22 protein-coding genes and 1 tRNA gene are annotated in these 23,723 nt (G+C 34.4%); 16 read left to right on the top strand and 7 right to left on the bottom strand.

Annotation, left to right across the window (positions count from 1 at the left end):
* The first annotated feature begins 228 nt into the window (after positions 1-228).
* From GXM16_RS15455 to GXM16_RS15440, 4 genes are all read left to right on the top strand, one after another.
* Positions 229-894, top strand: coding sequence for a succinate dehydrogenase cytochrome b subunit (locus GXM16_RS15455; protein WP_031455143.1), 666 nt, complete (start codon positions 229-231; stop codon positions 892-894).
* A 15-nt stretch (positions 895-909) separates the two neighbouring features.
* Positions 910-2,910, top strand: a complete 2,001-nt coding sequence (locus tag GXM16_RS15450) for a fumarate reductase/succinate dehydrogenase flavoprotein subunit (protein ID WP_163395386.1) — start codon at positions 910-912, stop codon at positions 2,908-2,910.
* A 91-nt stretch (positions 2,911-3,001) separates the two neighbouring features.
* Positions 3,002-3,748 carry a succinate dehydrogenase/fumarate reductase iron-sulfur subunit gene (locus tag GXM16_RS15445; RefSeq protein ID WP_163395385.1) on the top strand — a complete coding sequence of 249 codons (747 nt, stop codon included), beginning with the start codon at positions 3,002-3,004 and terminating at the stop codon, positions 3,746-3,748.
* A 150-nt stretch (positions 3,749-3,898) separates the two neighbouring features.
* The gene (locus tag GXM16_RS15440; RefSeq protein WP_163395384.1) at positions 3,899-4,744 is read left to right on the top strand and encodes a hypothetical protein; all 846 of its coding nucleotides are present in this window, start codon (positions 3,899-3,901) and stop codon (positions 4,742-4,744) included.
* A gap of 229 nt (positions 4,745-4,973) precedes the next feature.
* Here the strand turns inward: GXM16_RS15440 and GXM16_RS15435 are convergent, their stop codons facing one another.
* On the bottom strand, positions 4,974-7,274 hold the full coding sequence (locus tag GXM16_RS15435) for a family 20 glycosylhydrolase (protein ID WP_163395383.1): 2,301 nt from the start codon (positions 7,272-7,274) through the stop codon (positions 4,974-4,976).
* Positions 7,275-7,445: 171 nt separating this feature from the next.
* On the opposite strand from GXM16_RS15435, the gene GXM16_RS15430 reads away from it, so the two are divergent.
* The gene (locus tag GXM16_RS15430; protein ID WP_163395382.1) at positions 7,446-8,219 is read left to right on the top strand and encodes a DeoR/GlpR family DNA-binding transcription regulator; all 774 of its coding nucleotides are present in this window, start codon (positions 7,446-7,448) and stop codon (positions 8,217-8,219) included.
* Here the strand turns inward: GXM16_RS15430 and GXM16_RS15425 are convergent.
* The 4 genes from GXM16_RS15425 to GXM16_RS15410 are packed head-to-tail and all read right to left on the bottom strand — an operon-like array spanning position 8,216 to position 12,249.
* Positions 8,216-9,286, bottom strand: a complete 1,071-nt coding sequence (locus GXM16_RS15425; protein ID WP_163395381.1) for a dipeptidase — start codon at positions 9,284-9,286, stop codon at positions 8,216-8,218. The two genes, GXM16_RS15430 and GXM16_RS15425, sit on opposite strands and share 4 nt — an antisense overlap.
* A 14-nt stretch (positions 9,287-9,300) precedes the next feature.
* On the bottom strand, positions 9,301-10,416 hold the full coding sequence (locus tag GXM16_RS15420) for a D-TA family PLP-dependent enzyme (RefSeq protein ID WP_163395380.1): 1,116 nt from the start codon (positions 10,414-10,416) through the stop codon (positions 9,301-9,303).
* Between the two features lie 41 nt (positions 10,417-10,457).
* The gene (locus tag GXM16_RS15415) at positions 10,458-10,925 is read right to left on the bottom strand and encodes a RidA family protein (RefSeq protein ID WP_163395379.1); all 468 of its coding nucleotides are present in this window, start codon (positions 10,923-10,925) and stop codon (positions 10,458-10,460) included.
* A gap of 4 nt (positions 10,926-10,929) precedes the next feature.
* Entirely contained in the window at positions 10,930-12,249 is a 1,320-nt protein-coding gene (locus GXM16_RS15410; RefSeq protein WP_163395378.1) for a GntP family permease, read from the bottom strand.
* A 173-nt stretch (positions 12,250-12,422) separates the two neighbouring features.
* On the opposite strand from GXM16_RS15410, the gene GXM16_RS15405 reads away from it, so the two are divergent.
* Positions 12,423-13,190, top strand: coding sequence for an amidohydrolase (locus tag GXM16_RS15405; protein WP_163395377.1), 768 nt, complete (start codon positions 12,423-12,425; stop codon positions 13,188-13,190).
* On the opposite strand, the gene GXM16_RS15400 is transcribed toward GXM16_RS15405, so the two are convergent.
* Entirely contained in the window at positions 13,187-14,881 is a 1,695-nt protein-coding gene (locus GXM16_RS15400; protein ID WP_163395376.1) for an Ig-like domain-containing domain, read from the bottom strand. The genes GXM16_RS15405 and GXM16_RS15400 overlap by 4 nt on opposite strands.
* Before the next feature lie 183 nt (positions 14,882-15,064).
* Between GXM16_RS15400 and GXM16_RS15395 the strand changes: the two genes are divergently transcribed.
* From GXM16_RS15395 to GXM16_RS15375, 5 genes are all read left to right on the top strand, one after another.
* Complete coding sequence (locus GXM16_RS15395; RefSeq protein WP_163395375.1) at positions 15,065-16,069, top strand: hypothetical protein; 1,005 nt, start codon at positions 15,065-15,067, stop codon at positions 16,067-16,069.
* Positions 16,029-18,350, top strand: coding sequence for a hypothetical protein (locus tag GXM16_RS15390; protein WP_163395374.1), 2,322 nt, complete (start codon positions 16,029-16,031; stop codon positions 18,348-18,350). Before GXM16_RS15395 ends, GXM16_RS15390 begins: the two co-directional genes overlap by 41 nt.
* 12 nt (positions 18,351-18,362) lie before the next feature.
* The gene (gene mce, locus GXM16_RS15385) at positions 18,363-18,767 is read left to right on the top strand and encodes a methylmalonyl-CoA epimerase (RefSeq protein ID WP_163395373.1); all 405 of its coding nucleotides are present in this window, start codon (positions 18,363-18,365) and stop codon (positions 18,765-18,767) included.
* Between the two features lie 136 nt (positions 18,768-18,903).
* Positions 18,904-18,977 (top strand) — tRNA-Ile (locus GXM16_RS15380).
* A 169-nt stretch (positions 18,978-19,146) separates the two neighbouring features.
* A complete protein-coding gene (locus tag GXM16_RS15375) occupies positions 19,147-19,356 on the top strand; it encodes a hypothetical protein (protein ID WP_229684360.1) in 210 nt (69 codons plus the stop codon).
* A 34-nt stretch (positions 19,357-19,390) separates the two neighbouring features.
* On the opposite strand, the gene GXM16_RS15370 is transcribed toward GXM16_RS15375, so the two are convergent.
* Positions 19,391-19,981, bottom strand: a complete 591-nt coding sequence (locus tag GXM16_RS15370; protein ID WP_163395372.1) for a riboflavin synthase — start codon at positions 19,979-19,981, stop codon at positions 19,391-19,393.
* Positions 19,982-20,038: 57 nt separating this feature from the next.
* Here GXM16_RS15370 and pdxA point away from each other — a divergent pair, with 57 nt between their 5' ends.
* The 5 genes from pdxA (at position 20,039) to accB (ending at position 23,625) form a co-directional block, all read left to right on the top strand.
* Complete coding sequence (gene pdxA, locus GXM16_RS15365; RefSeq protein ID WP_163395371.1) at positions 20,039-21,088, top strand: 4-hydroxythreonine-4-phosphate dehydrogenase PdxA; 1,050 nt, start codon at positions 20,039-20,041, stop codon at positions 21,086-21,088.
* Between the two features lie 106 nt (positions 21,089-21,194).
* Positions 21,195-21,737: a YceD family protein gene (locus tag GXM16_RS15360; RefSeq protein WP_163395370.1), complete on the top strand. Its 543-nt coding sequence runs from the start codon at positions 21,195-21,197 to the stop codon at positions 21,735-21,737.
* Positions 21,738-21,746: 9 nt separating this feature from the next.
* Positions 21,747-21,941, top strand: coding sequence for a 50S ribosomal protein L32 (gene rpmF / locus GXM16_RS15355; RefSeq protein ID WP_008465217.1), 195 nt, complete (start codon positions 21,747-21,749; stop codon positions 21,939-21,941).
* Positions 21,942-22,114: 173 nt separating this feature from the next.
* A complete protein-coding gene (locus GXM16_RS15350; protein WP_163395369.1) occupies positions 22,115-23,113 on the top strand; it encodes a beta-ketoacyl-ACP synthase III in 999 nt (332 codons plus the stop codon).
* A 23-nt stretch (positions 23,114-23,136) separates the two neighbouring features.
* Positions 23,137-23,625 (top strand): acetyl-CoA carboxylase biotin carboxyl carrier protein, encoded by a 489-nt coding sequence (gene accB, locus GXM16_RS15345; RefSeq protein ID WP_163395368.1) that lies wholly within the window; start codon positions 23,137-23,139, stop codon positions 23,623-23,625.
* The last annotated feature ends 98 nt before the right edge of the window (positions 23,626-23,723 follow it).

Raw genomic sequence — 23,723 nt, 5'->3', positions numbered from 1 at the left:
AATTTTTGTTATTTTTTTTGAGGTTGTATATTTTTTGAAATAAATGGTCTTAATTATATATTTGAAAATTTTTATAATAAATAAATGAGTAATTCATTTTTTTTATACGTAAAAGTACGTATACGTAGTCTATTTTAAAATCATTATAAATAACAGCGAAATGGTTGTAGTTGATGTCTATTTGCGCTATTTTTGCTTAATTTTTTAAAACAAACTACTTAAACAATTATGGCACAATCTGCACTATTGAATGCTTCCATCTTAAAGAAAGTGGCAATGGCACTTTCGGGAATATTCTTAATCACGTTTTTAGCGCTGCATGTTTCCTTAAATTTTATTTCTATTTTAAGTGAAGACGTTTTTAACGAGGCTTCTCACTTTATGGGTTACAATCCGCTGATACAATATGTAATGCAACCAGTTTTGGCAATCGGAGTAATTTTCCATTTCATAATGGGATTTGTACTGACTATTCAAAACAGAGCTGCAAGACCAATTGCTTATGCAAATTACAACGGAGCTGCAAATGCTTCATGGAGTTCCAGAAATATGATTATTTCAGGATTGGTTATTCTGGCTTTCTTAGGATTGCATTTTTATGATTTTTGGTTTCCAGAGGTTGCCTATAAATATATTGCAGGTAATGAGCCGGATGCTACAAGATATTACGGAGAATTGGTTCATAAATTTCATGACCCGATCCGTACAGGATTATACTGTATTTCTTTCATCCTTTTAGGATTTCACTTATGGCACGGATTTGCATCTTCTCTTCAGTCTGTAGGGATGCACAATAAATACTCAAGATTTTTAGCAAAAGTAGGATACTGGTTCTCAGTTGTGGTACCGGCTGCTTTTGTAATTATCGCCTTATTTCATCATTTCAACCAATAATTAATATCAATTATAATGGCATTAGATTCAAAAATTCCAAATGGTCCTATAGCGGACAAATGGACAAATTATAAAGATCATATTAATTTAGTAAACCCTGCTAACAAACGTAATTTGGATATTATCATTGTGGGTACAGGTTTGGCTGGAGGTTCTGCTGCGGCAACTTTAGCTGAATTAGGGTATAACGTAAAAGCATTTTGTTTTCAGGATTCACCTCGTCGTGCGCACTCTATCGCTGCACAAGGAGGTATCAATGCTGCAAAAAACTATAAAGGTGACGGTGACTCTGTTTACAGATTGTTCTACGATACTGTAAAAGGAGGAGATTACCGTGCGCGTGAGGCAAACGTTCACCGTTTGGCTGAGGTTTCTGCTAATATCATTGACCAGTGTGTAGCTCAGGGGGTGCCATTGGCTCGTGAATATGGCGGACTTTTAGATAACCGTTCTTTTGGAGGAACTTTGGTTTCCCGTACATTCTACGCACAAGGACAAACCGGACAACAGTTATTGTTAGGAGCTTATTCTGCAATGAACCGTCAGATTGGTCGTGGAAAAGTAAAAATGTACAACCGTCACGAAATGCTGGACATTGTAATCGTTGACGGAAAAGCGAGAGGAATTATCGCTCGTAACTTAATCACAGGAGAAATTGAAAGACATTCTGCTCACGCTGTAGTAATTGGTTCAGGTGGATACGGAAACGTATTTTTCCTGTCAACAAATGCTATGGGTTCTAACGCAACAGCAGCATGGAAAATTCATAAAAAAGGAGCATTTTTTGCAAATCCTTGTTATACACAAATTCACCCAACATGTATCCCGGTTTCCGGAGATCACCAGTCAAAACTGACTTTGATGTCTGAATCGTTACGTAATGATGGTCGTATTTGGGTTCCTGCAAAATTAGAAGATGCTCAGGCTATTCGTGAAGGAAAGAAAAAAGCAACTGATTTATCTGAAGCAGAAAGAGATTATTTCTTAGAAAGAAGATACCCTGCTTTTGGTAACCTTGTACCTCGTGACGTTGCATCTCGTGCGGCTAAAGAAAGATGTGATGCCGGTTTTGGAGTAAACAAAACAGGTGAAGCAGTTTACCTTGATTTTGCTGCAGCTATCGAACGTTACGGAAAAGAAGCGGCTTATGTAAAAGGTTTGGATGCTAATGATAAAGCTTTAGTAACTAAATTAGGAACTGATATCGTGAAAAGTAAATACGGAAACTTATTTCAAATGTACTTGAAAATCGTTGACGAAGATCCTTATGTAACACCAATGATGATTTACCCTGCGGTTCACTACACAATGGGAGGAACATGGGTTGATTATAACTTAATGACTACAATTCCGGGATGTTTCTCAATCGGAGAATCTAACTTCTCTGACCACGGTGCAAACAGATTGGGAGCTTCTGCTTTGATGCAGGGATTAGCCGATGGATATTTCGTATTGCCATATACAATTGGAGATTACCTGGCTCCGGATATTAAAATGGGGCCAATCTCTACAGATTTACCTGAATTCGTTGAAGCTGAAAAAGCAGTTAAAGATCAAATAGACAGATTTATCAATAATAACGGAACACATTCTGTAGATTATTTCCATAAAAAATTAGGAAAAATCATGTGGGATAAAGTAGGTATGGCGCGTAATGAAAAAGGATTAAACGAAGCTATCGTTGAAATCGCTGCGTTACGTGAAGAGTTTTACAGAGACGTAAAAGTTCCAGGAAGCGCTAACGAATTTAATCAGGAATTAGAAAAAGCAACACGTGTTGCCGATTTCTTAGAATTAGGAGAATTGTTCGCGAAAGATGCTTTACACCGTAACGAATCTTGTGGAGGTCACTTCCGTGAGGAATACCAGACAGAAGAAGGAGAAGCACTTCGTGATGACGATAACTTTGCATACGTTGCAGCCTGGGAGTACAAAGGAAAACCAAGTGATGCCGTATTGCATAAGGAACCTCTTAATTACGAAAACATTAAATTAGTACAGCGTAGCTATAAATAGGACTTAGTCGAAAGACGAAAGTCAAAAGTCTTAAAGCATTAAGAATTTGACTTTATGACTTTAGACTTTAAGACTTTTAAACTTATAAAAGATGAAACTTACATTAAAAATATGGCGTCAGAAAAACGCCCAGGATAAAGGAGGAATCGTTGATTACCCAATCGACGGAATCGAACCGGATATGTCTTTCCTTGAAATGCTTGACGTTCTTAACGAAGGGCTAATCAACAAGGGAGAAGAGCCAGTTGCATTTGACCACGATTGTCGTGAAGGAATCTGCGGAATGTGTTCTTTATTCATCAACGGTGAAGCACACGGACCAGACAGAGGAGTTACTACTTGTCAATTACACATGCGTATGTTTAAAGATGGTGATACGATTTTTATCGAGCCATTTAGAGCAAAAGCTTTCCCGGTAATTAAAGATTTAGTTGTTGACAGAAGTTCATTTGACAGAATCCAGCACGCAGGAGGATTTATTTCGGTAAATACTTCAGGAAATACAATTGATGCTAACACAATCCCGGTCCCAAAAGACGATGCAGATAAATCATTTGATGCTGCAGCTTGTATTGGTTGTGGAGCTTGTGTTGCAACTTGTAAAAACTCATCTGCAATGTTATTCGTTGGTGCAAAAGTTTCTCAATATGCATTGTTGCCACAAGGTAAAGTTGAAGCTACTGAGCGTGTACTAAACATGGTTCACCAAATGGATTTAGAAGGTTTTGGTAACTGTACCAATACAGGAGCTTGTGAAGTAGAATGCCCTAAAGGAATTTCTCTTGAAAATATCGCACGTATGAACCGTGAGTATTTGGCAGCAAGTTTAAAAGGATAATTTCAATTTGTCTTTTCAGACTATGATAAATAAAAAAAGTCCCGATTTCCGGGACTTTTTTTGTAGTATAAATAATCTTAATATTTTATTTATATTTGAAGAAAAAATGCTTTCCCATTTAGTAAAAAGCATTGCGAAATCAATTAATATATGAAAAAAAAACTACTACTATTGTTACTAACTTCTTTTATAATTGCTTGTTCGGGCGATTCAGAATCAGATGATTCTCAAAACTCATCTTCTAACAAAATAAAAAAGGTTGAAGAAATTCAAAACGGTGTTGTAATTAAAACAAGTGAATATGAATATAACAGTTTAGGGAATATCTCTAAATTAACTATAAAAGATGATTCAAAATCTTATCAAACAACTTTTAATTATGACACAACTAATAAAATGATTAGTTGGAATTTAAAAGAATATTACACATCGAATCCTTCTGATGTAATAGAACAATTGAATTCGCTGGAATACACAAACGGACTGATTACGAATATGTGTATTGACCGAATAAAAAAACAATCGGGTTATGTAACAAATTCAACCGATAGAATTAGTCAGACTTACTCGAATTCTAGTCTGACATCTATAAAACATTATGTTCAGATTACCGGGGGTGAAGAAACAGTATGTTCTGATGTCACAGATGTTGATACTGAGGAGCTTTTTGAATACTCTAATGGAAATTTAGTTCGTTATGAATCAGGGTCCGGTTTTTTTGATGAATATTATAAAATAGAACATGACCAAGGCAATAATTATTTATCAGGTGTAAAACCGGATGCATTTAGATATTGTTATGGAAGTCAGGTATCTGTCAATAATTTGAAAACTATAAATGTATACAATTCTTATTCTGATAAACTCACGGCAACTATTCAATTTGAAAATACTTATGATAAAAATAAAAATTTGATAAAAGCCGTAGAGAAATATTATTATGCTGGAAGTACAACTCCGTCTAATACAACAACGATGAATTATTATTACTACTAATCCAATAAGTAAGACCAAAATTTGAATTAGGTTTATGCAAAAATAAAAAACGCATTCATTAATTTGAATGTGTTTTTTGTTTTTTGCATACTTATAAAATTACGGATTTTGCTACTTTATATAGAACATGCATAATTCAAAAACTGTTCCGTTTTTTTGTAGCATTTTAGAATTTGAAACCAATAAGCGATTCAAGCATTTTATCGAAATAGCTTTTGTTTAGCTTTACTCATAAAAATAACTGAGAAGCGTTTATTTCCTGTTTTTCTTTTCCTTCCAATTGAATAAAAACGTTTAAAGTGGTACCTCCAGTCAAATCAAAATAACTGATGTTTATTTTATGGAAACCTTTTTCCAGTTTAACCGCTCCAAAAGCTTCATTAAGCCAATGTATGCTATCGTTATTTACAACAAGTTCATCATCTATAAAAAGCTTTGATCCGTCATCTGAAACGGTCGAAAATGAATAATTTCCGGTTTCAGGAATAAAGATATAACCGCTGAATTTTAAGCCGATGTAACGCTCTAATTTTGTTTTCCATTTTTCTGCGCTGATTTTACCTTCAAAAATTCCGGAATTGATGGGTTTTGCTAATTCTAAATCCTGTGTGTGCTGAAATAATTTTCCTGTGAAATATTCATATTTTAAACCATTTTTCTTCGGCTGAAGATTTAAAGCTGGTTTTAAGTCTGGGTTTCGTACAATGATTTTACTAATGGAACTTCTTTTGCCGCTTTCGCTGATTTGAATTGTTTTGATGATTCGAAATTCACCTTTTGGAATGTTTATGTTTACCGGCAATTGGTAAAGATTAGCCGTTTCATCCGGATCATAACCGTCAATGGTGTAAAAAATCTTTCCGTTTTTAATTGTTGGTTTTAAATCTAAGAGATATTCTGAAGCAATCACTGCTTTATTTTTTGAACCAAAAGCCATTGGAACTTTATACAATCTTTTCTGTTGTTCTAATTTTTCTAAATGATACGGAAGCTGATTCTGAATAAAATGGTCGTAATTTTTATGTTGTGGTTCTGTCCACGCAATTTCTGCCAAAGCGAATAATCGGGGATACAGCATATAATTGAGTTTTGCCGCACTTGTCAGATATTCAGACCATAGATTGGCCTGAACACCAATAATGTATTTTTGTTCTTCAATCGTTAAACTATCTACGGGTGTTGGGTTATAATTATAGACTTTTTCTAAAGTACTCAATCGTCCTACGGTAAGAGGCTCTTCAGGAGAATAACCCTGATTGTAGTCAAAATAAACTGTGCTTTCCGGAGTCATCACGACCGGATGTTTGAGTTTTGCTGCGTGAATTCCTCCTGATTCTCCCCGCCAGGACATCACCGCTGCATTTGGAGCAATCCCGCCTTCCAGAATTTCATCCCAGCCCAAAATCTGTCTTCCATGGGCATTGAGAAACTTTTCAATTCTTTTGATGAAATAACTTTGAAGTTCATGTTCGTCTTTCAAACCCAGATCTTTAATTCTCTTTTGACAATTCGGACAAACTTTCCATCTTGTTTTCGGGCATTCATCTCCACCGATATGAATATTTTTACTCGGAAATAAAATCATAACTTCTTTTAAAACATCTTCTAAAAAAGTAAAAGTTTCTTCTTTTCCGGCACAGAATACATCTTCAAAAACACCCCACGATTCTACAACCTTGTATTTACGATCCGGAAAACAGGATAAATTAGGATAAGCTGTTACTGCTGCAGTCGCATGACCGGGCATTTCGATTTCCGGAATTACATTTACGTAATATGCTTCTGCAAACTTAACAACGTCTTTAATTTCTTCCTGAGTATAAAAACCTCCGTATGGATTTCCATCGAAAAAAAACGGAGATCTTTCGAATTTATTCCCTACTAAAGTCTGTGCTCTTTGAGAACCAATTTCAGTTAGTTTTGGATACTTTTTAATCTCAATTCGCCAGCCCTGATCGTCTGTTAAGTGCCAATGAAAAGTATTTAGCTTATAACTGGACATCTGTGCGATAAAATCTTTTATAACATTAACGCTGAAAAAGTGACGGCAAACATCCAGGTGCAAGCCACGATAACCGTATCTGGGCTGGTCTTGTAGCGTCATACACGGTAATTTCATTTCTTTTTTCGATGGTTTATTGGGCAGCATTTGCAATAAACTCTGAACGGCATAAAATAATCCTTCCTCACTTCCGGTTACGGTTATTTTTTTTGGAGTAATATTGATTGTATATCCCTCTTTTTTTAAAGTTGAAGATGGAATTCTGGTAATAAACAAAACTTCAATATTGCTTTTTTTATTTGATCTATTGGAGTTTACGACAGCTTCAAAAATGGCCGCTGTTTTTTGTTCTTTTTGGCTAAATGTATTGTTTTCGAAAATAACTTTTATCTGACCGTTCAGTTGAATACTGTCGCCTGTCGCTTTATAAAAATTAGGTGCAGGGATAATTGAACTGCTATGAGAGAAATTCTGTGCGTTTCCCAAAGAATATAAAAACACGAAAATGAATAAAAGACTTTTGTACATAGGGCTTATTTAAATTATATGGAATTATATTTTTGCAAAAAAAATGCAACATTAATTTCATCAGAGTCCTTTATAAATATGAGATTTTTAAAGGTAATAAATTGTTTTAATATCTGATCCGCAATAGTATTGCAGGTATTTTTTACATTTGCTATATTAAAACGATTCGAAATGAATGATAATGAATTAGTAAATCTTACTAAGGAAGAACGTAAAAATCATATTTTAAAAGAGATTAACCTGCACACCCGAGTGAGTTTTGAAACACTTTCAGCTAAATTGTCTGTTTCTGAAGACACTATCAGACGCGATATTAATGAACTTGAGTCAGAATCGTTATTGATTAAAGTCAAAGGAGGTGCGATGACAAAGGCGTACCATCATTCCTCCTCTAATCCTACTTATGCCGGCGAAGCAAAACAAATTATTGCGCAAAAAACTTTAGGTCTTCTTCATGACGGAATGGTTTTGTTAATTGGCGGCGGAACGACAATTAGAGAGTTTATCCGTTTAATTCCTAACGATTTAAATCTGACTATTTTTACGGTTACGGTTTTATCAGCAGTTGAACTTTTAGATAAACCAAACGTTAAAACTATCATGATTGGCGGCAGCATTTCATCTTACAGCCAAATGTGTGTGAGCGGCGATGTCTATAATCAGCTGGCCAATATTAAGGCTGATTTATTAATTTTAGGAACCAATGCTTTAGATATCGAAGGCGGCTTCTCAGATTCTGACTGGGAAACCGTTCAGGTGAAAAAAGCGATGATTCAGGCTTCTGAAAAAACAGCCATTCTTACTATTTCTGAAAAACTGGACACCGTTCTAAAAATGAAAATTGCCAACTTATCCGAAGTGAATTATGTAGTGACCGAAGTAGGTGCCGATCACGAAAAACTAAAATCGTATAAGAAGGCAGTTCCAGATCTGGTTTTTATTTAGTCCCAGTTTTTCATTAAAAAATCAATCCAGTTTTGGTGAAATATTTTATTTAGATCTGCATCAGAATAGCCATTGTTTTTAAAAATCAAAACCAATTTTTGCAAATCGGCAATGGTATCTAAATCATAGGGAGACTGTTCTGTACCAAAAGCGCCGTCCAAATCTGAACCAATACCAATATGATTGGCATTTCCGGCCAACTGGCAAATGTGATCCATGTGTTTGTAAACGGTTTCAAGATTACAATTGGTTCCTTTTGGCGTTGAAACACCTCTTTCCCAATTCGGAACCAGCATCCAGGCATCTAAAGCCCCTCCAATAACTGCTCCTCTTGAAATCAAAGCCTGAATCATTTCATCGCTGTATTGACGATTATGGTTTACCAGACTCCGGCAATTATTGTGACTTGCCCAAACTGGTCCTTGATAATGATCTAAAGCCTGCCAAAAAGCATCATCACATAAATGTGTTGCATCCAGAATAATATTCAGGCGTTCCATTTCTGTCAATAAATCAAGGCCCTTTTGATTCATTTTTCCCGTTGCATCTGTTCCGTTGGCGTAACGTCCGGGGCCATAATGTGCGGGACCAATGGCTCGTAATCCGTAATTATATGCCTTTTCTAAATACGAAATATCTATAATGGAATCAGCACCTTCCAGGCTCAAAATATAACCAATTGGTTTTTTATCATTGGGAGTGCCGTCATTCCATATTTCAATTTGTTTTTGGAGTGATTTTTTATCCGTAATTTGAATTATTTCACCTGCTTCCTCCATTGCTTTGTACCACGCCAGCTGTCCCTGTGTTTGTGCCCAGGCCTGTTCAGGCGAATTCCAGCCCGGAATACTACTATCCGGTTTTACAAAACGGGCGATTTGAGTGGCTACAACAATTCCGATATTGCCTTTGCGCAAATCAGGAAACGAAACCGTAGCCCGTTCACGATCCGGTTTGTCGGTCATTCCTTTTTCTAAATGGCGTAAAACGGAAACGTCGTTTCTTAAATCCCGGTTCCATTCCATCGCATTCATGCTAAGGTCCAAATGCGCATCTATTATAAACATATTCACAGCTTGATTTATATATTAATTTTTCTCAATCGGGCAGCAACAAGCCATTGATCGCAAATTTGATGTTTCTTGTTCACCACCTGGACGGAATCGTAGAGTGCACAAGTCGGACAAACATGATACGGCTGTGCATAGATTGTATCGCCAATTGAATATTGATTTTTGCCACGGTTTTCTATAACCAAATGTTCTTCAGAGTGAGAAACAGGAATTAAATTTTCATCATTTAAAATCACTAACCTTTTATCGATTGGATTTTCAGAAGAAACCGATTTGTATCCAATGTCAATACAAAACGTTGAGTTTGTAGGTTTTGAAATAATAGTTCCTACAATAACCAATGCAGGTCTGAATTCTTGTTCGGGTAAATTAATCTGGTAATTCGAATCCCAAAAAACAAAAGTTCCCGGACTGCATTCTACATTTTCCTGCGTAGCATAAAACGGAAAAGTGTTGGAACCTCCGGCAACAATTTTTAATTTATAATTTGCACTTTGCTGCAATTTTTCAAGTTCCTTTTTTATTATCGAAAATGAACTTGAGGCTGCTGATTTGCGCTCTTCAACACTACCTTTCAAATGGCCGTCATAAATATGGAACCCTTCAAAATGAATGTTTTTAAATGAAATAATTGTATTTGCCAAATCGTACCATTGGTCTGAAACAGAAATTCCGGTTCTGTTCATTCCGGTATTTAAATCCAGATGAATATTCAAGGTAAGTTTATTTCTCTGAGCAATTTCATTTAAGGCTTTCGCCGATTCTAAATTATCAACTATAGTCGAAAAATGGATATTCGGATATTTTTGAAGCAGTGAAATCCATCTGTCTGCTTTTGCGCCAACAGGCTGATAGGCCAGAAGAACGTCCGGGATTTCATGTATCGCAGCAAGTTCAGCTTCTGCAATTGTAGCGCATTTAACCTTCTTGATGTTGTAGACTTTAAACAACTCCAGAATTTCGCCAATTTTATGTGTTTTGATATGGGGTCTTAATTTTTGAGTGTCCCCGTTTACTGCCCGAATCAGCCATTCGAGATTGAACCGGATACGGTCCTCGTAAACGGCCAAAAAAGGGGTGTCAATGGGAGTTTCGGGATTGATTTCCCACCAGTTTTCTTTCATAACTTACGTTTAGCTTTTGAAATTCAATAGAGCCAATGTTTTTAATGTAATTCAAAAATAGCTTCAACTTCAACAGGAATATTATCAGGCAGTGACCCCATTCCGACAGCACTTCTTACACCAATACCGTTTTCCTGTCCCCAGACTTCTGCAAATAATTCGCTGCAGCCATTAATAACATAAGGATGCCTTAAAAAATCAGAACTGCAATTGACCATTCCCAGCACTTTTATGACTCTTTTGATTTTGTCTAAGCTTCCGAAATTGGTTACGATTGTTGAAAGCATGGTCAGTCCAACTTGTTTTGCGGCCAGTTTTCCTTCTTCAATATCCATATCATCACCGATTCTTCCAATAATAAGGGATTTGTCATCACGAACCGGACCATGACCTGAAAGGTACAGATATTTTCCATCAATCAGATAAGGTTTGTAAATACCAAGAGGCTGTGGTGCAGGAGGCAAGGATAAACCTAATGATTCAAATTTTTCTTGTGGTAATAAATTCATGCTATTAATGTATAATTGAGTTTAAAATAAAAACGAAAATAATTCCTAAAACAGAGACTAATGATTCCATGACAGTCCATGATTTAAAAGTATCTTTCATGCTGATATTAAAATATTCCTTGAACATCCAAAAGCCGGGATCGTTTACGTGAGAGCACATCAGACTTCCGGCACCTACAGATAAAACTAATAGGTTAGGGTCAAGGTTATTAGTTTGTAATAAAGGTAATAAAACGCTGGCCGTCATTAATCCTGCTGCAGTTGCCGATCCGACACAAATGCGAATAATAGCAGCCATCATCCAGGCCAATAAATACGGATGAATATTGATTTGAGTTAAGGCTGTAACAATGGTTTCGTTAACGCCACTCACCATCATCACTTCTTTTAGACTTCCCGCACCGCCAATGATTAAGATAATCAATGCTACATCTTTTATGGCTGAGGTATAATCATCCATTACAGATTGCAGGCTTCGGTTCATTCGTAATCCTAAAGTATAGGTGCAGATTGTAAGAGAAATCAGCATGATGATGCTGGGATCTCCAACTGTTTTGCAAATGTTTTTCAGAGTTTCATTTGTGGAAATTAAAGTGAACATTGAAGTAACCGTTAAACCGAATACCGGGAAAAGGGCAGAGAATAAGCTGTTTGAAAAAGCTGGAACTTTACCCGTATTGGCAACTTCTTCTACATTCAATATTCCATTATCAGATTCGGTTTTGATGTTTTTTAGTAAATTAGAGAATAATAAACCGGCTATAAAAATGGTGGGCACAGCAATCAAAATCCCATAAATTAAGACAAGTCCAATATCAGCATTCAGAATACTACTCAGAGCCATTGGTGATGGATGTGGCGGTAAAAAACCATGCGCTACAGAAAGCGAAGCGAGCATTGGAATTCCTAAATATACTTTTGATAATTTGAATTGATGAGCGACCGAAAATATTAAAGGAACTAATAATACAAATCCAACACTGTAGAAAAGCGGAATCCCAACTATAAATCCTGTGATCATCAATCCCAGTCGAACATATTTTTCACCTGTCCATCCCATGACTGTTTTGGCAACTACATTGGCAGCACCTGATGAAACTGTAAGCTTGCCAATACAAGTTCCAAAAACAATTATTAAGGTAATCGAACCCAGCATTTCTCCTAATCCTTTTTGAACTGTTTGCGAAAGGGAATTTAATGGAATCCCTAAAAAGAAACCTGCAAAAAGAGCAGTTATAATAAAAGCAACAAAAGCATTGATTTTAAACCAGGCTATCTGAATGATTAAAAAAGCAATGCACAGTATAAGGATTATGATGCTCATTTGGTTGGTTTGGAAAGTGTTTGAAATTCAAATATATAAATTATTTCAAGTGTAAGCGTTTTTTTTGCAATTAATTGCATTTTTTTTGCAAAATAATGATTGCAGATTTAATTTGAAATTAACTTTGGATGGAAATCAGTCTTCTTTTTTTATCTTTACATAAAATTCAAAAAATGAAAATTGCGCTTATTCAGTCTGATCTTTATTGGGAAGAAACCTTTAAAAATAGAAATCAGTTTCAAACTAAAATTAACCAGATCGATTCAGATGTTGATTTGGTAGTGCTGCCTGAAATGTTTTCTACAGGATTTACTATGAATGCTAAAGATGTGGCAGAAAGCATGCACGGAGAAACTGTTCTTTGGATGCAGGCTTTGGCTAAAAATAAAAATTGTGCTATTGCAGGAAGTTTAGTTATTTCAGAGAATAAGGAATATTATAATCGTTTCTTATTTGTTTTTCCGTCAGGGGAAATCCAGTTTTATGACAAAAGACATTTATTTACGCTGGCAGGAGAAGATAAAGTATATACAGCAGGAAGTAAAAAACAAGTTGTTGAATATTTAGGCTGGAAAATCTGCCTGCAGGTTTGTTATGATTTACGTTTTCCTGTTTTTGTCAGAAATGTCGAAAATTATGATTTGGTTTTATATGTTGCCAACTGGCCACAAGTAAGGATTAATGCCTGGGATATCCTGCTCAAAGCCCGCGCTGTCGAAAACCTTAGTTATACAATTGGCGTGAACAGAGTAGGTGTTGATGCGAATAATCATCATTACAATGGTCATTCGCAGGTTGTCGATTTTCTTGGAAGTCCAATTCTGGAACCTCAGGAAAATGAGGGTGTTTTTATAGTTGAATTAGATAAAAACATCATGCTGGAAACCCGAAAAAAAATGGATTTCCTAAGTGATAAAGATGTGTTTGAAATTCAGGATTAAAAAGCGGTTTTCTTTCTCTTTTTTTCTGCATTTAACTTTGCCTGTTCGTTCTTTTTCGCCAATTCAGGACTATATGGGATGCTTAAATCTATAGATTCGACTTTATCCCAGTTTGCATGCAGATCGATTTCTTCCTGATAATAAAATACCTCTTCTGAGTATCTTTTTTCTAAATAGTTTCCTGGGTCGTACACCTTGTTTTTGTTGTCGTCATAAATAACCCGGACTGAATATACAGTAGGTTCTAAAAGCTGAAATTCAAAATTAGTTTTGCTTTCAGAATAATCGCTGGTAAGTACAACGTCTCCTTTTTTATTGGTTAATTCAACGATAATAGGAAAACGCTTTACATTTTGTAAATTCAGTGTAAGATTTCCATATTCTTCTATTTCACGTGTGTTCAGTTTGTATGCCAAGGTATCATTTGATTTTTCATAAAAATCGGTCAGCGCACCGGGTAAAAATGTAAAATTATATTTTTGATCGGGGTCTTTTTTAAAATCGATATATAGTTTTTGCTCAAACTCGTCATATTCTGTTGTGTAATCAACTGCTGCAGAATCTTTATTGACTAACTTAATTTTAGATTTATCAAATTTAACCAGTGGTGTAGCAGTTTCAAGGGTAAACCTGTCTCTGAAATGTATTATTCCGTTTTGCAGCGCAGTAATATTCAGCGTATCTTTTTTCTGGTTTTTGATTTTAAAACTAAACTTTTTATTATAATCATCTTTACTGACTTCCATTGATAAGGAATCCACTTTTATCGGTTTATACCAAACTTGCAAAGAGTCCTTTTTTGGAAATCGTGTTATAATTGTTTCCAGAACTTCAGTATTGTTCTTCAATACAATTTTAGGTTTTGAATCTTTATTAAAATTCTGTTTTCCTTCATATGGAAGCAATAGTCGGTTTCCTGAAGTCTGTATGGGTTTAAAAGCCTTCATGGGAAGTCGTTCCTTAAACAACTCCAATTCGTAAACAGTATCGTTTGGAATCGTTATGGGTTGTTTGATAAAGCCAATTTTATCGTCCTTTGGATTAAATTTATTGTTATTTCCTTTGTCCTTTAAGGCTACTAAAAGATATTTTCCCGCCTTTAGATTTTCTAATTTAAAAACGGTTAAACTGTCTAACGTATTAGTAATGTAGCGGGGATTTTCTTTGTAAACAACAGAATCCTTGAATTTATCATTGACTTCATAAAGCATTACAGTCACAAAATTATCGGCATTTTTCTCATAAGAATCCTTAATTCTTCCGGTAAGTGCCAAAGAGTCGATATAGGTACCTGTGGAGAAAATATACTTGAATTGATTGTACGGGTTTCCCTCGTTATTATCTGCAATACTTTGTCCGAAATTAAGACTGTACGTGGTGTTGGGCTGTAAAGTATCTGAAATTTTTATATTAATAAATTTACTTGCATTTGACGGTGTAATAATTGGCGGATTTTTCAGTGGTGGTGAAATAATCAGCTGTTTATTAGTGTTTTTAAGCTTTACATATTCATCAAATGTCAAAGTAATTTCCTTTGCTTTAAAATTAGTACTGAAATTTTCAGGTGAACTTGATTTTAAAACAGGGGCAAGTGTATCTTTTAAACCGCCCGTTATGCTGCCTCGCTTAGCGCAACTCATCATTAAAAATACCAATAAAAAAGTAAAATATTTTAAACTGTTTTTCAACATAACGATTTGTAATTTAATTGCACAAAATAACGATTATATTTGCTTTAATTGAAATTTTTTATCGTTTTATTAGGTTTTGTAATTTTAGTGAAAGTTGTTTTTAAATTTAATAAAAAGTTGCAGAAGTAAATTTAAAAACGGGATATAATTTCTTACATTTGATTTCAATTTAATTTACAGGTTTTGAAGAAGATTTTCTTTTTAATATTTCTTTTCTTTTTATTTATTTCGTGTAAAGATACTCCTAAACCGATTGTTTCTTTTTATTACTGGAAAACCATTTTCAAATTATCTGAAACAGAAAAGGAAACGCTCCGTGAAAATAATGTCCGTAAAATTTATATTCGCTATTTTGATATTGATTTACATCCAAAAGATACAAATCCGATTCCTTTAAGTCCGATTCATTTTAAAGAAATAATGAAGCCTTTTGATGTCGTTTCGGTAATTTATATCAAAAATAAGGTAATGCTAAAACCCAATCTAGATATTGAAGATTTAGCTAAGAAAACCTTGGGACTTATAAACGAAATCAATTCTAAAAATAAAATTTACAGTAAGGAGATTCAAATTGACTGCGACTGGACACTCTCAAGCAAAGACAATTATTTGAAATTTATTGAGATATTTAAAAAGCTTTCGCAAAAGAAAATTTCAGCAACAATACGACTCCATCAAATAAAATATTTCAGAAAAACCAAAATACCCAATGTCGATTCAGGAATTTTGATGTATTATAACATAGGAAAAATTGCTGCTGATTCTTCAAACTCTGTTTATGACAGGAAAATTGCGGAACGTTATCTGAAAAGTTTAAAAAAATATCCGCTGCATCTTGATTTTGCTTTGCCAATCTATTCCTGGGCAGTTCATATCAGAAATCATAAGGTGGTTGGATTACGATCAAAATTAAATGTTTCTGAACTTGAAAAAGATAAAAATTTTGAACAAATCAGTTCTTTTTTTTTTAAGGTCAGACATTCTAATTATAAAAACGGCATATTTTATGAGGAAAATGATGTGTTGAAAATCGAAGCCATTTCATCAGAAGATTTAATTGAAATGGCAGAAGATTTAAATGATCATTCTGTGCGAAAACCAAACGAAATTATATTTTACGATTTAGACGAATTCAATTTAAAAAACTATGAAAAGAATATTTTTGAGCAAGTTATTTCTTGTTTCTAGTGCCTCTTTACTTTTTGTTTATGGAATAATTACGGCTTGCGGAGGAGGTGATGAATGGGATTTTTTTGGCTATAACTCGAATTTTACGCCAGAGACTTTTGCAGATAAATCATACGCGCCGCTTTTTTTGTCAGGCAGTATTTTTTACGGAATTGGTTTTGATAATGGTCATAATTCCCGTTTCAACGGAAACATAAAATCAGATTGGGGAACGTATTTAAAAGGAAAAGCAGATACTACTTCTGTCAACTATTTTCTGATTGGTGACGAAAAACCGGTTTCTTATGATGACCGAAACAAACCTGCTGCCAATAAAACAGAAATAGAGCAGCTTCATGTTTTCTTAAAAACCAAAAAAGAAAATAAGGCTTCCTTAAAATGGGGGAAGAAAATCAGTTTGAAAGATGATAAAATAAAGAGTTTTATTGAATTTCTGTATTTGGCTCAAAAAATAGAAACAGTGTCAATTGGAGAAGATTACTGGAGTTATGATCCCGTTGAGGTAAAAACATTTAAAGACTTAAAAATGATTCAGTCGATCGAGAATGTTTACAATACAACATCAGATCCTTTTCTGAAAAACAGATACTGGTTTCTGACAATGAAAGCTCGTTTTTACAGTACTGATAAGCAAAAAGCGATTTTGTTTTTTAATAAAACGGAGAATTCCGTACCTAAAAACATTTTGTATTACCGTGCACTTTCATATGTAGCAGGAATAAATTATAAACAGAAAAAATATGCAGTTTCAAATTATCAGTATGCTCAGGTATTTGATAAATGTCCTGAATTGAGGGTGGTTACAGCATATTGTTTTAATCCAAAAAGCGAAACCGATTGGAATAAATCATTGGCAATGGCCAAAAATAATAAAGAGAAAGCAGCCCTTTGGGCAATTCATGGTTATCATAAAGATGAAAAACAAGCTGTTGAAAAGATTTACGAACTGGATCCCAAAAGTGAACATTTAAATTATCTGGTGACGCGATTAGTAAACAGACAGGAGGAAGGTATAAACAATTCCTTTAAACAGGATGCCGGGGAAAATCTTCCGATGAGGCAGCAATCAATCGCAGAAAACAGAACTGAAAATTATGCGAAACTGGATAAAAATACCTTTGATTTAATTGCTAAAATTTCAGGAGCTGGCAATACAGAAAGACCTTATCTATGGGATATTGCATTAGGATATCTGCAAACATTGAAAGGGGATTTTGCAAACGCAGACAAAAATTTTGATAAAGCCGAAAAAACACTTCCGAAAACAGAACTGGCAGGTTATCAGTTAAGATTGTTGCGGTTTGTAAATAATATGAGTAAAATTGACAAGCTTACTGATAAAAATGAAAAAACAATTCTGGCCGATTTGAATTGGCTTTACAATGAACTTCCGAAGACTTACAAAGGACAGGAATTTCGTTATGAAAATGCAGCACAATGGAGTAAAAATTATTTAGCAGTATTGTATAAAGCAAAAGCAAATCCGGTGATGGCTGAACTCTTTGGTTCTTCGAATTATGGATATTGGAGTTCAGGAAATACTTTTTATGATAATGAAAAAGATTTATTAGACATGAAAGCATTCTTGACTAAATCCAATAAAACTGAAATTGAAAAAATTGCCGCCGGAATTTATCATTTGAAATTAAAGGATATTAATAATTTTCAGGCCGTTCAGGCCACTTACAAAAATAAAATTCCGGAGGCTATTGCCTTTATGCAGCAGGCAGATTCTGTTCAGTACTATACTTTTTTAGGAAATCCGTTTAACGGAAACATAAAAGATTGTCACGATTGTGACCATGCTGCTTATCAAAAAAAGAAATATACACAAATAGAATTTTTGACTACCATAAAAGCGATGCAGGATAGAATTGCTCAAAAAGAAGATGTTTATACTAATAGTTTGTTGTTAGGAAATGCATTTTATAATATTACTTATTTTGGAAACGGCAGAACCTTCTATGAAATTAGTATATCAAGTAATGATGCCGGGACTTATTCGTGCGACATTGCTAAGATGTATTATAAAAAAGCATTTGATGCAGCAGCAACAAAAGAGCAAAAAGCAAAATGTATTTATATGATCGCAAAATGTGAACGAAACGATTATTACAATACTAAATATAAAAATGTAAGCTGGTGGGAGAGACAGGATGATAAAGTCAATTTTATTGCATGGGAAGCGTTCAAAACATTGAACAAAGAGTATTCTGATACAAAATACTATCAGGATGTAATTGCCGAATGCGGTTATTTTAATACGTATGTCAATCAATAAATTGTTTATGATATGGTAAATAGAATTGAACATATAGGAATTGCGGTAAATAATATAAATGATGCTAATATTTTATTTGAAAAATTATTAGGTGTTCCATCGTATAAAACGGAAAAAGTAGAATCAGAAAATGTAGTAACTTCTTTTTTTCAAACCGGAACCAATAAAATCGAACTTTTGATGGCTACAAATCCTGAAAGTCCGATTGCAAAGTTTTTAGAAAAAAAAGGAGAAGGAATTCATCATATCGCTTTTGATGTGGATGATATAGGAGCAGAAATTGCCCGATTAAAAAACGAAGGTTTTGTGCTGATAAATGAGAATCCAAAGCTGGGGGCCGACAATAAAATGGTTGTTTTTTTACATCCCAAAAGCACAAACGGTGTTTTAGTCGAGCTTTGTCAGGAAATCAGGTAGTTTTATTGTTTTAATAATCACTTGATAATCAATTTAATTTTTAATAAGATTTGTTAATATTGAAATTAAGTACAAATGATAGTGCAAAATATTTGGAACGAATAAAAAATAGTAGTAATATTGCAAACTCTTAACCGGTCCTATAGCTCAGCTGGTTAGAGCACCTGACTCATAATCAGGTGGTCCCTGGTTCGAGCCCAGGTGGGACCACTTTAAAAAAAGCTTCATGAAATTTTTATGAAGCTTTTTTTTTTGTTACATGTTTTTTTTGGATAAAAAAGCGATATATTTGTAGCATACTTTATGAAAGAGCCACGCTTTTGTAAAAGTCTGTAAATCAAATTTAAGGAAATTAAGATTTTAAACTATTTCGTTTTTTATGAAAATGATAAATAAAATTACGACCGTTGTTTTTGTGCTATTAGGTGGTTTGAGTATTTTTGCTCAGCCTCCTGGTCCTGGTCCTGGACCGCCGGAACCTCCTGCACCAATTGATGGTGTTGGGTTGCTGATATTGTTATTGGCCGCTATTTTATTAGGAATATATGTAATATATAAACATAAATTAAAAACAAAAGCTTTAGTGTAAACTGAAGCTTTTGTTTTGTAAAAAAAGTTTTGTTTTATTGGTTAATGGAATAAAGTCTGGTAATATATTTTCCTACTACATCAAATTCTAAGTTTATCTTTGTTCCAACTTGGAAAGTTTTGAAGTTAGTGTTTTCAAAAGTATAAGGTATTATTGAAACACTAAATTCGTCTGTTTTAGAATTTACTACTGTTAAGCTGACTCCGTTTACCGTTATTGAGCCTTTTTCGATTGTAATATTACTTAGGTTTTTGTCATATTCAAAAGTGTAATTCCAGCTGCCGTTGGCTTCTTCAATTTTAATGCAGGTTCCGGTTTGATCAACGTGTCCTTGTACAATATGTCCGTCAAGACGGTCACCAAGTTTCATTCCTCTTTCTAAATTAATGATATCCCCGGTTTTCCAGGTTCCAATGTTCGTTTTTAAAATAGTTTCCTCAATTGCGGTTACGGTATAGAAACTGTTTTTTATGGCAACGACTGTAAGGCAGATTCCGTTATGGGATACACTTTGGTCAATTTTTAATTCGTTTGTGATCGATGAATCAACTGTTATATGAAGATTATTTTGGTCTTTCTGTATTTCGTGAACCCTTCCTAAGGTTTCTATAATTCCTGTGAACATTGTTGGTTTTATTTACTAAATTTGCACATCAAAATTAGTAATAAATAATTTGAGCTCATGAATAAAAAAGCAGAAAATATAATTGTTGGGATTTCAATTGGAGATTTAAACGGTATTGGAAGCGAAGTTATATTAAAAACATTCGAAGATTCTCGTATGTTGGAATTGTGTACGCCGGTTATTTTTGCAAATGCCAAAATACTTTCTTTTGTTAAAAAAAGTTTTACATCTACAGTTCAGTTTCACGGAGTTGATAAGTTAGATCAGGTTTTGCCGGGAAAAGTGAATGTTTTTAATCTTTGGAGAGAAAGTGTTGATATAAATCTAGGTACAAACGATGAGAAAATAGGGGAATACGCTATAAAATCGTTTGTGGCTGCTACAAAAGCATTAAAAGACGGAGAGATTGATGTTTTGGTAACGGCTCCAATAAATAAATATAATATCCAGTCAGAAGATTTTAAATTTCCGGGGCACACGGATTATCTGGATCAGGAACTGGAAGGAAATGCTTTAATGATGATGGTTCACGATAACCTGAGAGTTGGGCTGCTGACGGACCATGTTCCTTTAAATGAAGTTTCTTCTCATGTGACTGAAGAATTAATTACGAGGAAAATTGAAACTATCAGAAAATCATTAATTCAGGATTTTAGTATTGTAAAGCCTAAAATTGCGGTGTTAAGCCTGAATCCGCACGCAGGTGACGGAGGTGTGATAGGAAAAGAGGATGATTTGGTGTTAAAACCTGTCTTAAAGAAAATATTCGATGCCGGAACTATGGTTTTTGGTCCTTTTCCTGCAGATGGTTTTTTTGGAAGCGGTCAGTATGAAAAATATGACGCTGTCGTGGCAACATATCACGACCAGGGGTTGATTCCATTTAAAACATTATCATTCGGAAAAGGAGTCAATTATTCTGCTGGACTAAACAGAATCAGAACCTCGCCGGATCATGGTACTGCCTATGATATTGCAGGAAAAGATATGGCAGATTATAATTCATTTAAAGAGGCTGTTTATCTTGCAATTGATGTTTTTCGTTCACGCAGTCAGTATGAGGAGATTAGTGCAAAACCTCTTAAAATAAAAGAAAAACAGTTATAAACAAAAAAAGGTGAATAAGATTATTAGTTTTATAATAATTTTATATCTTTGCACCCCAATTCAGGTATCTGAGTTTTAGAGCCTAATTGTACAAATTGATGTTGAAATGAGCAAAACAAAAGAATTTTTAATTCCGTTTGTGGGATTAAAGCTAGGCAAACACCATTTTGAATATCAAATAAGTAACAAGTTCTTTGAGGACTTTGATTATGATGAGTTTCAAAATTCGGATATCAAAGTTACTTTAGTTTTAGATAAGAAAAGCAATATGCTGGAACTGGATTTTAAGCATAAAGGAACAGTAAATGTACCTTGTGATCTTACCAGTGAAGATTTTGATTTGCCTGTAAAAGGAAAGATGAAACTCATCGTTCGTTTTGGGGAAGAATTTAACAATGACAATGAAGAGTTATTGATTCTCCCTCATGGTGAATTTGAGATAGATGTGGCACAATACATTTATGAAATGATTGCATTGTCAATTCCGCAAAAGAGAATTCATCCGGGTGTAAAAGACGGAACGTTGCAGACAGAAGCCCTGACAAAACTAAAGGAGTTAAAAGTTAAGGAACAAAAGGAAGAGAGTAAACAAGAAGAAGATATTGACCCGCGTTGGGAAAAATTAAAAAAACTATTAACGGATAAATAATATAGTAAAATGGCACATCCTAAGAGAAAAACCTCGAAAACAAGAAGAGATAAAAGAAGAACACATTATAAAGCTACTGTAGCTCAAATCGCTACATGCCCTATTACAGGGGAAGCGCATTTATACCACAGAGCTTACTGGCATGAAGGTAAAATGTATTACAGAGGGCAAGTTGTTATCGATAAATCTGAAGCGGTTGCTTAATACGTTTTTGTAAATGATATTAGAACTCTCACTATGTGAGAGTTTTTTTTGTTGGATACAACTTTCTTTTTTAAGGAAATTTACGACAATACGTTTAGAAATTTTTTTGTAATTTTCAAGTCTTTTAAAAATTTTTCAAATACACTGTATTTGACAGGAAATAATAGAATATAATGAATACAATCACAGCCGCAATTACCGCTGTTGGAGGATACGTTCCTGACTTTGTACTTTCTAACAAAGTACTAGAAACAATGGTTGATACCAATGATGAATGGATCACTACCCGTACCGGAATAAAAGAAAGAAGAATTCTTAAAGATGCTGATAAAGGAACTTCCTATCTTGCTATAAAAGCAGCACAAGATTTAATAGCAAAAGCCAATATTGATCCGTTGGAAATTGATATGGTAATAATGGCAACTGCAACACCAGATATGATGGTAGCAGCTACAGGTGTACATGTTGCTACAGAAATTGGTGCCACAAATGCATTTGCTTACGATTTACAAGCGGCTTGTTCCAGTTTTTTATACGGAATGTCTACGGCAGCAGCTTATGTGCAATCAGGACGTTATAAAAAAGTATTATTAATTGGTGCAGATAAAATGTCATCAATTGTAGATTATACAGACAGATCTACCTGTATTATTTTTGGGGATGGGGCCGGAGCGGTTTTATTTGAACCAAATTATGAAGGTCTTGGATTACAGGATGAGTACTTACGAAGTGATGGTGTTGGACGCGATTTTCTTAAAATCCCTGCTGGAGGATCTTTGATCCCGGCCTCAGAAGAGACCATTAAAAACAGACAGCACAATATTATGCAGGATGGTAAAACAGTATTTAAATATGCTGTTACCAATATGGCTGATGCTAGTGAATTGATTTTACAAAGAAATAATCTGACAAAAGAAGATGTGAGCTGGTTAGTACCACATCAGGCAAACAGACGTATTATTGATGCTACTGCCGGCAGATTAGATCTTGAAGATTCTAAAGTACTTGTAAATATCGAAAGATATGGTAATACAACTTCTGGAACATTGCCATTAGTGCTGGCTGACTTTGAGAATAAGTTTAAAAAAGGAGATAATGTTATTTTTGCCGCTTTTGGTGGTGGATTCACCTGGGGATCTATTTACTTAAAATGGGCTTACGATAAGAAATAAATTAAAACTAAAAACGAATCATTATGGATTTAAAAGAAATTCAAAACCTAATCAAATTTGTAGCAAATTCGGGAGTTGCAGAGGTTAAGTTAGAAATGGATGATGTAAAAATCACTATCAGAACAACTTTAGAAACAAATGTAACTGAAGCTACTTATGTACAGCAATTACCAGCTCAGGCTGCATTGCCACAAGCAGTTGCTCCACAACAAACTGCACCGGTAGTTGTAAACGTAAGTAGTGAAGCGGCTGCTCCTGCTGAAAATTCTAAATTCGTTACTATAAAATCTCCAATTATCGGAACATTCTACAGAAAACCGTCTCCGGATAAACCAGTTTTCACTGAAGTAGGAAGTACAATTGCTAAAGGCGATGTTCTTTGTGTAATTGAAGCAATGAAATTATTCAACGAAATTGAATCAGAAGTTTCAGGTAAAATTGTAAAAATTCTTGTTGACGATATGTCTCCGGTAGAATTTGACCAGCCTTTGTTCTTAGTTGATCCATCTTAATCTTAGATCGTTAGATCATTAGATTTTAGACTTTTTCGGAAGTGCCTGAAATCTAATTATCCAATTATCTAATTATCTAATTATCTAATTTTAAAAAG

Origin of the sequence: Flavobacterium limi (assembly GCF_010645075.1) — a bacterium.
Lineage (GTDB): Bacteria > Bacteroidota > Bacteroidia > Flavobacteriales > Flavobacteriaceae > Flavobacterium > Flavobacterium limi.
This window is presented reverse-complemented; position numbering and strand designations above follow the sequence as displayed.

What these genes read in the sequence shown, in the direction of transcription:
- GXM16_RS15400 (WP_163395376.1), bottom strand. Translation starts at nt 14,881, where the DNA reads ATGTTGAAAAACAGTTTAAAATATTTTACTTTTTTATTGGTATTTTTA.
- GXM16_RS15450 (WP_163395386.1), top strand. Translation starts at nt 910, where the DNA reads ATGGCATTAGATTCAAAAATTCCAAATGGTCCTATAGCGGACAAATGG.
- GXM16_RS15360 (WP_163395370.1), top strand. Translation starts at nt 21,195, where the DNA reads ATGAGCAAAACAAAAGAATTTTTAATTCCGTTTGTGGGATTAAAGCTA.
- GXM16_RS15370 (WP_163395372.1), bottom strand. Translation starts at nt 19,981, where the DNA reads ATGTTCACAGGAATTATAGAAACCTTAGGAAGGGTTCACGAAATACAG.
- GXM16_RS15410 (WP_163395378.1), bottom strand. Translation starts at nt 12,249, where the DNA reads ATGAGCATCATAATCCTTATACTGTGCATTGCTTTTTTAATCATTCAG.
- GXM16_RS15420 (WP_163395380.1), bottom strand. Translation starts at nt 10,416, where the DNA reads ATGAAAGAAAACTGGTGGGAAATCAATCCCGAAACTCCCATTGACACC.
- GXM16_RS15390 (WP_163395374.1), top strand. Translation starts at nt 16,029, where the DNA reads ATGAAAAGAATATTTTTGAGCAAGTTATTTCTTGTTTCTAGTGCCTCT.
- rpmF (WP_008465217.1), top strand. Translation starts at nt 21,747, where the DNA reads ATGGCACATCCTAAGAGAAAAACCTCGAAAACAAGAAGAGATAAAAGA.
- GXM16_RS15430 (WP_163395382.1), top strand. Translation starts at nt 7,446, where the DNA reads ATGAATGATAATGAATTAGTAAATCTTACTAAGGAAGAACGTAAAAAT.
- accB (WP_163395368.1), top strand. Translation starts at nt 23,137, where the DNA reads ATGGATTTAAAAGAAATTCAAAACCTAATCAAATTTGTAGCAAATTCG.
- GXM16_RS15375 (WP_229684360.1), top strand. Translation starts at nt 19,147, where the DNA reads ATGAAAATGATAAATAAAATTACGACCGTTGTTTTTGTGCTATTAGGT.
- GXM16_RS15440 (WP_163395384.1), top strand. Translation starts at nt 3,899, where the DNA reads ATGAAAAAAAAACTACTACTATTGTTACTAACTTCTTTTATAATTGCT.
- pdxA (WP_163395371.1), top strand. Translation starts at nt 20,039, where the DNA reads ATGAATAAAAAAGCAGAAAATATAATTGTTGGGATTTCAATTGGAGAT.
- mce (WP_163395373.1), top strand. Translation starts at nt 18,363, where the DNA reads ATGGTAAATAGAATTGAACATATAGGAATTGCGGTAAATAATATAAAT.
- GXM16_RS15425 (WP_163395381.1), bottom strand. Translation starts at nt 9,286, where the DNA reads ATGTTTATAATAGATGCGCATTTGGACCTTAGCATGAATGCGATGGAA.
- GXM16_RS15435 (WP_163395383.1), bottom strand. Translation starts at nt 7,274, where the DNA reads ATGTACAAAAGTCTTTTATTCATTTTCGTGTTTTTATATTCTTTGGGA.
- GXM16_RS15415 (WP_163395379.1), bottom strand. Translation starts at nt 10,925, where the DNA reads ATGAATTTATTACCACAAGAAAAATTTGAATCATTAGGTTTATCCTTG.
- GXM16_RS15445 (WP_163395385.1), top strand. Translation starts at nt 3,002, where the DNA reads ATGAAACTTACATTAAAAATATGGCGTCAGAAAAACGCCCAGGATAAA.
- GXM16_RS15455 (WP_031455143.1), top strand. Translation starts at nt 229, where the DNA reads ATGGCACAATCTGCACTATTGAATGCTTCCATCTTAAAGAAAGTGGCA.
- GXM16_RS15350 (WP_163395369.1), top strand. Translation starts at nt 22,115, where the DNA reads ATGAATACAATCACAGCCGCAATTACCGCTGTTGGAGGATACGTTCCT.
- GXM16_RS15405 (WP_163395377.1), top strand. Translation starts at nt 12,423, where the DNA reads ATGAAAATTGCGCTTATTCAGTCTGATCTTTATTGGGAAGAAACCTTT.